Raw genomic sequence first — 12,413 nt, 5'->3', positions numbered from 1 at the left:
TTAAAGGGAAATCATAATGAAATCACCGTATAATCCTCTGATATCCCCGTACAATCGCTTTCATTAACGCTTATATATTTACGGATCGACTCTATAGTTGGGAGCTGGAAGAGCACCTTTACGGGCATCTTTATTCCGACCCTTTTGTAGATCGCCGAGACTACCCGCGTGGCTAGTAGTGAATGTCCCCCCAGCTCAAAGAAATTATCGTGGATGCCTATCCGCTCTACCCCCAATAGCTCCTCCCAGATCGCCACCAGCGTCCGTTCCATCTCATCCCGAGGCGCTTCATACACCTCCCTTGATTGATCCAACTCCGGCTCCGGCAATCCCTTGCGGTCCAGCTTTCCACTACTGGTCAACTGCAATGCCTCCACCTCCACCCACACCTGCGGTACCATATACTCCGGCAGCCGCGCCCTCAGCTCCGCCAGTACCCCCTCCTTGTCCCATCCGACCTCCACTACCACATACCCCACCAACCGCTTGTTCCCTTCTTGATCTTCCCGGGCCACTACCACACCTTGCCGTATTCCCGAACATTGCCCCAGCACACTCTCAACTTCCCCCAGCTCGATCCGGTAACCCCGGATCTTTACCTGCTCATCCCGCCTGCCCAGGTATTCGATGTTCCCATCTGGCAACCACCGGCCCAGGTCTCCCGTCCGATACATCCGCTCTCCAGCATTGAACGGATCCTCCACAAATCGCTGCCGCGTCAGCTCCGGCAAGCGCCAATATCCCCGCGCCACCTGCACTCCCCCAATACAGATCTCTCCAGGGACTCCCACTGGCGACAGCTTACCATATCCATCAAGAATATATACCCGAACATTGGACAACGATCTGCCTATCGGCAGACCACTTTCCATCGATGATAATCTATTTCGCAGACAATCATATTTAATGGCCGTCACCGTTGTTTCCGTAGGTCCATATACATTAAAAAAATCAACCACCGCACTCCACCGCAATGGCAATTCCTTACTGCACGTCTCCCCTCCGGCTATCACCCGCCTCAATCCCTCATATCCATGCACAGGTACATGCTCCAGAAAGCTAGGTGTCGCATCCAAATGCGTGATCCGTTCTTCACTCAGGAATTGTTCAAATCGCCCAATATCCAATCGCATCTCACCGGACATCATCATCACGATCGACCCATTGAACAAGGCTAGGAAGATCTGTTCCACCGAAGCATCAAAACAATAATCAGAAAATTGAAGTATCCGCTCATCACCTCCAATCCCAAAGGCCTGCGTCTGGCTCAAAATAAGATTAACTACAGACCGGTGCTCGATCATCACTCCCTTGGGCCGGCCTGTCGACCCTGAAGTATAGATCACATACGCCAGATGCTCTGGCCTGAGCGACCGCTCCACCCGCTCTGGCGGACAACGATCGATCTCCGCCCACTCCTCATCCAGTAGTACCACCCGGACATCTCCACTTACCGGCAGCTTCGCCGCCACCGCCCGGCTGCTCACCACCACCTTCGCCTCCGTCTCTTCCAATATATACCCCAGCCGACCAGTCGGATACTCCGGGTCCAGCGGCACATACGCCCCTCCTGCTTTTAAAATGCCCAAGATCCCTATAATCATTTCCACCGATCGCTCCAAACACACCGGCACCAATACTTCCTCACGCACCCCCAGCCTCCGCAGGTAATGCGCCAGTTGATTACTCCGTTCCTCCAGCTCCCCATAGCTCACCCGCTCCTGCCCATACACCACCGCGATCGCCTCGGGACTCCGCTCCGCCTGCTCCTCGACCAGGTCCACCACCGTTCTGTCCAGCGGATAGTCCGCTTGCGTCGCATTGAACCCCTCTACCAGCTGCCGACGCTCCGACGCACTTATCATGCCCAATGCACTGATCCTTTGCTCCGGCTGCGCCACCACCGACCGCAACAGCTCCAGGTAATGACCGATCAGCCGTTCGATCGTCTCCGGCTCAGACAAATCCCGACAATACTCCACATCCCCCACCAGCCCTCCTTCCCCTTCCGCCAGCGTCAGCGTCAGATCGTATTTGGAGGTCGTTTGTGACATCGGTTCTCCCGTTACTTCCAGTCCCACCACAGTCAGCTCCTCCACCGTTCCCCGCTCCATGTTCTGCAGCACGAACAGCACGCCGAACAACGGGCTGCGGCTCAGGTCCCGCTCCCGTACCACCGCCTCCACCACACGCTCGAACGGTACCTCCTGGTGCTCATAGGCCTCCAGTGTCGTCTGCTTCACCCGCTGCAGCAGCTCTGTAAATCCCGGGTCGCCCCCCAGCTGGCTGCGCAGCACCAGCGTATTGACAAAAAATCCGATCAGTCTCTCTACCTCCTGCCGTGTTCGATTCGCCACCGGCACCCCCACCACGATATCCCCCTGACCGCTGTAGCGATACAGCAACACCTTGAATACCGCTAGCAACGTCATAAATAACGTCACCCCCTCTCTCCGGCTCAGCTCCTGCAACGCCTCGCTTAATGCCCGCTCTACGCGGAATCCTACCACGCCACCCCGAACACTCTGCACCGCCGGCCGCACATGATCCGTCGGCAGCTCCAGCACCTGCCACCCCGATAGCTGCTGCTTCCAATAGGCCAGCTGCCTTTCCAGCACCTCCCCTTCCAGATACCACCGCTGCCACAAGGCATAGTCTGCATACTGTACCGGCAGCTCCGCGAGCACCGGCTCACGGCCTACCACATATGCCGCGTACAGCTCCCGGAACTCCCGCACCAGGATCGCTGCCGACCACCCGTCGGAAGCAATATGATGCAGCGTCACCACCAGCACGTGCTCCTCCGCACCTAGCCCGATCAGCTCCGCCCGTAATTTATAGTCCGCTGATAGATCGAACGGCCGGCTCACCACTTCTCCAATATGTTCCTGCAACCCCACCGCCGGAGACGGCCATTCTATGCTCTCCAGGACCCAGCCCTCCGCTGGCATGATCCGCTGATAAGCCTTCCCTTCCTGCTCTTCGATCATCGTCCGTAACACCTCATGCCGCTCCACGATCCCCTGCAGCGACCGCTCCAGCGCCACCCGATCCAGCCTCCCCCGGATACGCAGCGCCACTGGAATATGATACTGCACGCTCCCCTCCAGCCGGTCGATGAACCACAACCGCTCCTGGGCGAACGATAGCGGTATCCGCTCCGGACGCTCCTGCCTTTCCAGCACCGGCAGCCCTTCACCCCTTCCCCCTCTCTCCAGCTGCCACGATAAGGTCCCGATCTCCGGGTACTCGAATAGCTCCCGGATCGACACCTCCATCCCCAGTCGGCGACGGATTGCAGACACCACCCGTGTGGCCAGCAGCGAATGGCCACCCAGTTCGAAGAAATTATCCCGGATGCCTACCCGCTCTACTCCCAAGAGCTCCTCCCAGATCGATGCCAGCACCCGCTCTACCTCAGTCTCCGGTTCCTCGTAGAAGATCCTGCTCTTTAGCTTCACCTGTTCCTGTTCCATCAGGAACTTCCGATCCACCTTCCCGTGGGGCGTTACCGGCAAATGCGAGACCGCTATAAACTCCGTCGGCACCATATATTCCGGCAGACTCCCCGACAGCTCCTTACGGAACTGCTTTTGCAATACCGGACAGTATTCCGTGAACATCGGCACGTTCGACACCGTCTCCTCTTCGCCCCTGCCTTTGACACCCTCTGCCCGCTCCACAAAACCCTCCGCAGGCAACCGTTCCAGTAACAAGTCCATTTTCAACGGATCATCACTCACCAAAAAACGCCAGCAATAGCCTGCATTCCCTGCCACTCTCAACAGCTCTCTGACTCGCTCCTCCTCCCCGTCGGCCTGCAGGATATATTCTGCCAATTCTCCCACCTCCTCTATTGTGGACTGCTTTATCCTCTCCTCCAATAACCGCTCCCGGCTCAACCTGGGATTGGGCAACTCCCGGATCGCCAGCGTACCACGCCCCGCCGACACCTGATCCAGCATCCCCTGTTGCGTTAAGGCTTCCCATAACTCCCACTCCACACGCCTCCTCTGCTTCTGCTTTCTCACATAGACCACCACGTTATACCGGTATCGGCTTAATTCATTGTCGTATTTCCCCTGTTTCCATTCTATCTCTACATGGGTGATCTGCGGATGCAACCGGGCCAGCCCATAAAAATACCCGGGCGATACGCACAGTTCCTCTTCTTTCAATACTTCCTGTTCCACCTGCCAGAAAAACTGCCGCTTACTCACCGAGCGGGCCAGCTTTTCCAGGTTTAACATCCGCTTAAAGGAGCGCAACAGCCTATGATCCCGAACATCTCCAATGACGATACAGCCGCCTTGTTGCAACAGCTCCACACAGTTCGACAACACTTCCGTCAGGTAATGCTCGCCGGGAAAATATTGGATCACCGAATTCAAAATGATCGTATCCACCTCGCCGCTCACGTCCACCACCTCGTGGGCCGCGCCCACCTTCAGCACTGTGGGCGGATACTTCCCCTGCCCCGCATCGATCTGCTCCCTTAAGCGTCCGATCGACGTCGCCGAAATATCCACCCCCATATAGGCCTTTACCTGGCCCGCGATCCGGTAATAGATCATCCCCGTCCCGCACCCGATCTCCAGCACCCGCGCCGGCTTCTCCCGCAGGATCACTGCCGTAATATCGTCCAGCCATTCACGCATCTGCTCCTTGGGGATCGCCTCCCCCGAAAAACTGTCGATCCATCCCACCGTATTGAACTCCTCCTCATATCCCTCCCCCTCCTGCTCACTCTTGTATTTACTATCATACAGCTCCCCCCAGCTATCCACTACCCGCTCATACAGATCCCCTTCCTTCGATCGGATATAACCTCGGTCCGCTACATAATAGCTGATCAGCTTATAGCTCCCCGACGACTCCCGGATCGGCACCACACAGCTGTAGCTCATCCCTTCCAGTTGGCTTTGGCTGTTCTCGATCTCTGCCGGCTCGATCCGGTGACCCCGGATCTTCATCTGGTCATCCCTCCTTCCCAGATATTCGATGTTCCCATCCGGCAGCCAACGGCCCAGGTCCCCCGTCCGGTACAGCCGATCCCCCGCCCGGCCACTGAAGTCATTCGAGGCAAATCGCTCATCCGTTAGGTCGGGATTGTTCAAATACCCACGCGCCATTCCCGCTCCACCGATACACAGCTCGCCACTCACCCCTACTGGCAACAGCCCGCCATTCGCCCCCACCACATAGATCGCCGTGTTGGCGATCGGCCTGCCGATGACCACCTTCTCTCCCTGCCGCAACAGCTTCATCGTCGAATAGATCGTTGTCTCCGTGGGAGCATACATGTTCCATACCTGGCCGATACCCGTCAAGTACTCCTTGATGTCATCCCTTACCGCTTCACCACCCATGAGCATTTTTACCTGCTCCGCGTTCTTCCAGCCGCTATCGATCAATAGCTGCCAGCCCGACGGAGTCGCTTGCATATGCGTCGCCCCGCAATTGGCAAGCAGCGATCTCAATAATAGCGCATCCAGCGCTGCCGTCCTGCTGGCTAGTACCATCCTACCACCAGCCACCAAAGGCAGGTATAGCTCCAGGTAAAAGATATCAAAACTGTAACCGGTGACTGATAAAAAAGTAGAATCAGCGGTGAAAGCGACATCCGTCAACATGCTCCACAGTAAATTAACGAGGTTCCGGTGCTCGATCATCACCCCCTTGGGCCGGCCCGTCGAACCCGACGTATAGATAACATGCACCAGATGCTCTGGCTTAAGCATCCGCTCTACCCGCCCTACCGGACGCCTGCCAATAAACGCCGCTTCCTCATCCAGCAGTACCACCCGCACATCTCCACTTACCGGCAGCTTCGCCGCCACCTCCCGGCTGCTCACCACCACCTTCGCCTTCATCTCTTCCAACATATACCCCAGCCGCCCGGCCGGATATTCCGGGTCCAGCGGCACATATGCTCCTCCTGCTTTTAAAATGCCCAATATCCCTACGATCATCTCCACCGATCGCTCCAGGCACACCGGCACCAGCACCTCTTCCTGTACGCCCAGCCCCCGCAGGTAATGCCCCAGTTGATTGCTTCGCTCTTCTAGCTCCCCATAGCTCACCCGCTGTTGCCCATACACCACCGCGATCGCCGCCGGATTTTGTATTACCTGCTCTTCGATCAGGTCTACCACCGTCCTGTCCCGCGGATACTCCACCTGCGTGGCATTGAACTCCGCCAACAGCTGCCGCCGCTCCACCACGCTCAACATCCCCAGCCCGCTGAGCTTTTGCTCCGGCTGTTCCACCACCGCACGCAACAACTGCACGTAGTGCCTGCCCAACCTGGATATCGTCTCCTTTTCGAATAAGTCACTGCAATATTCCATCGCTACCTCCAGACCGTCCCTGTTCTCTAATATCGTGACGGTTAGATCGAATTTCGTTGTGGTGTGTTCCACCACTTCGCTACTGAATACTACATCGTCTAGTCGAATCTTGCCTGCCTGTGGCATATTCTGCAGCGCAATCATCACCGTAAACAATGGACTTCGGCTCATGTCCCGCTCAGTCACCACCGCCTCCACCACCTGCTCGAACGGCACCTCCTGGTGCTCATAGGCTTCCAGCGTCGTATGCTTCACCCGATGCAGCAGCTCCACAAAACCCGGGTCGTCCCCCAGCTGGCTGCGCAGCACCAGCGTATTGACAAAAAATCCGATCAGCCCCTCTATCTCCTGCCGTGTTCGATTCGCCACCGGCACCCCCACCAGGATATCCTCTTGCCCGCTGTAGCGGTAGAGCAACACCTTGAATACCGCCAACAACGTCATAAATAACGTCACCCCTTCCCTCCGGCTCAGCTCCTGTAACGCCTCGCTTAACGCCTGGTCCACGCGGAATGCTACCACCCCTCCCCGCATACTCTGCACCGCCGGGCGTATATGATCCGTCGGCAGCTCCAGCACCTGCCAGCCCGATAGCTGCTGCTTCCAATATTCCATTTGCTTATCCAACACTTCTCCTTCCAAGTAATTTCGCTGCCACAGCGCATAGTCCGCATACTGCACCGGCAGTTCCGGCAACACCGGCGCCCGGCCTGTCAGGTAACTCTCGTATAGTTCCGTGAACTCCTCTACCAGTATCCTGCTCGACCACCCATCCGAGGCTATATGATGCACCGTCACCACCAGCACCTGCTCCTCCACCTCCAGCACGATCAGCTCCGCCCGTAACTTATAGTCCGCCGACAGATCGAACGACCGACTCACCACTTCTCCAATATGTTCCGGCAACCCCGCCGCCGATGACGGCCATTCTATGCTCTCCAAGGCCCAGCCCTCCGCCGGCATGATCCGCTGATAAGCCTGCCCCTCCATCTCTTCGATCATCGTCCGCAGCACCTCATGCCGCTCCACGATCGTCCGCAGCGACCGCTCCAGCGCTACCCTGTCCAGCCTCCCCCGGATGCGCAACACCACCGGAATATGATACTGCACGCTCCCCTCCAGCCGGTCGATGAACCATAACCGTTCCTGGGCGAACGATAGCGGTATCCGCTCCGGTCGCTCCTGCCTTTCCAGCACTGGCAATCCTTCGCTCCGATCTTCGCTCTCCAACCGCCGCGATAAGGTCCCGATCTCCGGGTACCCGAACAGTTCCCGGATCGACACCTCCATCCCCAGTCGGCGACGGATCGCAGACACCACCCGCGTGGCCAGCAGCGAATGACCTCCCAGCTCGAAGAAATTATCGCTGATGCCTACCCGCTCTACTCCCAAGAGCTCCTCCCAGATCGACGCCAATACCTGCTCTACCTCCGTCTCCGGCTCGTCGTAGAATATCCGGCTCTTCAGCTTCACCTGCTCCTGCTCCAGCAGGAACTTCCGGTCCACCTTCCCGTTCGGCGTCAAAGGAAAATGCGAGACCGCTATAAACTCTGCCGGCACCATATACTCCGGCAAACTCCCTTCGAGTATCTCGCGGAACTTTTTATGCAATACAGAACAATATTCCGAGAACAATGGGATATTCGCCGTACCCCCCCCATCACCCTCGCCTTTGCCGCCCACAGCACGCTGCACAAAACCATCCGCAGGCAACCGTTCCAGTAACAGGTCCATTTTCAATGGATCATCACTCACCAAAAAACACCAGCAATAGCCTGCATTCCCTGCCACCCTTAACAGCTCCCTGACCCGGTCCACCTCCAGATCAGCTTGTCGGATATGCTCAGCCAATTCTCCCACCTTCTCTATCGTGGACTGCTTTATCCCCTCCTCCAGTAACCGCTCCCGGCTTAACCTAGGATTGGGTACCTCCCGGATCGCCAGTGTCTCAATCCCCGCCGACAGCCGATCCAGCATCCCCTGTTGCGTTAAGGCTTCCCATAACTCCCACTCCAAACGCCTCCTCTCCTTCTGTTTCCCCACATAGACCACCACGTTATACCGGTACCGGCTTAATTCATTATCGTACTTCCCCTGTTTCCATTTCACCTCCACATGGCTGATCTGCGGATATAGATCAGCCAGCCCATAAAAATAACCCGGCGAGATACACAGTTCCTCTTCTTTCAATACCTCCTGCGCCACTCGCCAGCAAAACTGCCGCTTGCTCACCGGGTGCGCCAGCTTCTCGAGGTAGACCATCCCCTTAAATGAACCCAGCAGCCGGTTATCCCGCACATCCCCGATGACGATGCAGCCACCTTGTTTCACCAACCTTATGCAGTTGGACAGCACCTCGGTGAGATAGTGCTCGCCGGGAAAATATTGGATCACCGAATTCAAAATGATCGTATCCACCCCCCCGTTCACCTCCACCACCTCGTGGGCCGCGCTCACCTTCAGCACTGTGGGCGGATACTTCCCAGGCACTGCATCGATCTGCTCCCTTAAGTGCCCGATCGACGTCGGCGAAATATCCACCCCCGTATAGGCCTTTATCTGACCCGCAAGCCGATAATAGATCATTCCCGTCCCGCACCCGATCTCCAACACCCGCTCCGGCTCCTCCCTCAGGATCACCTGCGTAATATCGTCCAGCCATTCCCGCATCTGTTCCCGCGGGATCGGCTCACCCGAAAAACTGTCGATCCATCCCACCGTATTGAACTCCTGCTCATAACCATCTTCCTCCTGCACACTCTTATATTTACTATCATATAGCTCCCCCCAGCTCTCCACTACCCGCTCATACAGCTCCCTTTCCTTCGACCGGATATGTGCCCAATCGGGTACATAATAGCTGATGATCCTATAACTCCCCGAGGACTCCCGGTTCGGCACCACGCAGCCGTAACTCATCCCTTCCAACTGGCGTTGGCTGTTCTCGATCTCCGCCGGCTCGATCCGGTGACCTCGAATCTTCATCTGATCATCTGTTCTTCCCAGATATTCCATGTTACCATCCGGCAACCACCGGCACAGGTCCCCAGTCCGATATAGCCGCTCCCCCGTGCGTCCACTAAACTCATCTGGGATGAACCGCTCATCCGTTAGCTCAGGCTTGTTCAAATATCCCCGTGCCACTCCCGCTCCGCCGATACAGAGCTCTCCGGTCACCCCCAACGGCAATAGCTCCTCCTTTGTCCCCACCACATAGATCGCCGTGTTGGCGATCGGCCTGCCGATGACCACCTTCTCTCCGTGCCGCAACAGCTTCATCGTCGACCAAATGGTAGTCTCCGTCGGACCATACATATTCCATACCTGGCCGATACCCGTCAGGTACTCCTTGATGTTCTCCCTTACCGCTTCTCCCCCTATGAGCATTTTTATCTGTTCCTCGTTCTTCCAGCCGCTATCGATCAATAGCTGCCATCCCGAGGGCGTTGCTTGCATATGCGTCGCCTCACTGACCGCAAGCAGCTCTCTCAATAATAGCGCATCCCGCACAGCCGCCCTGCTGGCCAGTACCATCTTACCTCCAGCCACCAAAGGCAGGTATAACTCGAGGTAAAAGATATCGAAACTGTAACCGGTGACCGATAAAAAGGTGCAATCGGCTTTAAAGCCAACATCGGCCAGCATGCTCCAAAGAAAATTAACGAGAGTCCGGTGCTCGATCATCACCCCCTTGGGCCGGCCCGTCGAACCCGAGGTATAGATCACATATGCCAGGCTTCCCGGCCCAAGCGTCCGCTCCACCCGCTCTGGCGGACAACGATCGATCTCCGCTCGCTCCTCGTCCAGCAGCACCACCCGCACGTCTTCACTTGCAGGCAGCTTCGCCGCCGTCTCCTCAATACTCACCACCACCCAGCTCTGCGTGTCTTCTAATATATATGCCAACCGGGCGGCCGGATACGCCGGGTCCAGCGGCACATACGCCCCTCCTGCCTTTAAAATGCCCAATATCCCCACGATCATCTCCACCGACCGCTCCAGGCACACCGGCACCAGTACCTCTTCCCGTACCCCCAATCCCCGCAGGTAATGCGCCAGCTGGTTACTCCGCTCTTCCAGCTCCCCATAGCTCACCCGCTGCTGTCCATATACCACCGCGATCGCCTCCGGACTCCGTAGCGCCTGCTCTTCGATAAGCTCCACCACCGTCTTCTCCCGCGGATAATTCACGGCCGTAGCATTGAACTCCTCTACCAGCTGCCGACGCTCCGCCGCACTTAACATGCCCAATGCACTGATCCTTTGCTCCGGCTGCGCCACCACCGACTGCAACAGCTCCAGGTAATGACCGATCAGCCGCTCGATCGTCTCCGGCTCATACAGCTCCCGGCAATATTCTACGGCCCCCACCAGCCCCTCTTCACCTTCCGCCAATGTCAACGTCAGATCGTATTTGGAGGTCACGTGATCTGTCATAGCTTCTCCTACTACTTCCAGTCCCCCCACGGCCAGTTCCTCCACCCTGCCCTGCTCCATGTTCTGCAACACGAAATACACGTCGAACAACGGGCTGTGGCTCACGTCCCGCTCCTTCACTACCGCCTCCACCACCCATTCGAACGGCGCCTCCTGGTGGTCATAGGCTTCCAGCGTCGTCTGCTTCACCCGCTGCAGCAGCTCTGTAAATCCCGGGTCGCCACCCAGCTGACTGCGCAGCGCCACCATATTTACAAAAAAGCCGATCAGCCCCTCTACCTCCTGTCGCGTCCGGTTGGCCACCGGTACCCCCACCAAGACATCCCCCTGTCCACTGTAGCGGTACAATAATACCTTGAACACCGACAGCAGCGTCATAAATAAGGTCACCCCTTCCCGGCGGCTCAGCTCCTGCAATGCCTCGCTTAATGCTTCCGCCACCCGCAGCGATACCGCCCTTCCCCGCACACTCTTCACCGCCGGCCGCACATGATCCGTCGGCAGCTCCAGCACCTGCCACCCCGACAGCTGCTGCTTCCAATAGGCCAGCTGCCTTTCCAGCACCTCCCCCTCCAGATACCGCCGCTGCCACAACGCATAGTCTGCATACTGTACCGGCAGGTCCGGCAGGACTGGCTCACGGCCTTCCACATACGCCACATACAGCTCCCGGAACTCCCGCACCAGGATCACTTTCGACCATCCGTCGGAAGCAATATGATGCAGCGTCACCACTAGCACCTGCTCCTCCTCGCCCAGCCCGATCAGTTGTGCCCTTAATTTATAGTCCGCCGACAGATCGAACCGCCGGCTCACCACTTCTCCAATATGTTCCTGTAATCCCACCGCCGATGATGGCCACTCTATAATCTCCAAGACCCATCCATCCGCCGGCACGATCCGCTGCCACGCCCGCCCTTCCTGCTCTTCGATCATCGTGCGCAGCACCTCATGCCGCTCCACGATCGCCCGCAGTGACCGCTCCAGCGCTCTCCGATCCAGCCTCCCCCGGATGTGCAACACTACCGGAATATGATACTGTACGCTCCCCTCCAGCCGGTCGATAAACCATAACCGTTCCTGGGCGAACGATAGCGGTATCCGCTCCGGTCGCTCCTCGCGGACGATCCGCACTACCGATCCTCCTCTGGACAGCTCCCCGATCCTGGCCGCCAACGACTCGATCCTAGGATGATCAAAAATATCACCGATCGCTACCTCGACTCCCAATCCGTTGCGGATCGCAGACACCACCCGGATCGCTAACAACGAATGGCCCCCCAGCTCGAAAAAGTCATCGGTAATGCCTATCCGCTCCATTCCCAAGAGATACTCCCAGATCGAAACCAGCGATTGCTCCACCTCTGTCTGCGGCCCTCGATACCCTTCTCCACCCGACGCCACCACTTCCGGGTCCGGCAACCCCTTGCGATCCACCTTCCCGTTGGCCGTCAACGGCATCGCCTCCAGCTCCACCCACACCATCGGCACCATATACTCCGGCAACCGCTCCTTCAGCTGGGTCATCAACTGCTCCCTGTCCCATCCGGCCTCTCCCACTACATATCCCACCAGCCGTTTATTACCTTCTTTATCTTCCCGGGCGACGACCACGCCTTGCTGCAC

At 57.5% G+C, this 12,413-nt stretch carries 1 protein-coding gene; it reads right to left on the bottom strand.

Annotated features, from left to right (window positions below):
- Positions 1-11 precede the first annotated feature (11 nt).
- A complete protein-coding gene (locus IEY39_RS29345) occupies positions 12-12,401 on the bottom strand; it encodes a non-ribosomal peptide synthetase (protein WP_262892891.1) in 12,390 nt (4,129 codons plus the stop codon).
- Positions 12,402-12,413 lie beyond the last annotated feature (12 nt).

The sequence above is a fragment of the Puia dinghuensis genome, assembly GCF_014642875.1.
GTDB classification, from domain to species: domain Bacteria; phylum Bacteroidota; class Bacteroidia; order Chitinophagales; family Chitinophagaceae; genus Puia; species Puia dinghuensis.
The sequence above is the reverse complement of the archived record's forward strand: the minus strand, read 5'-3'. Positions and strand labels throughout refer to the sequence as shown.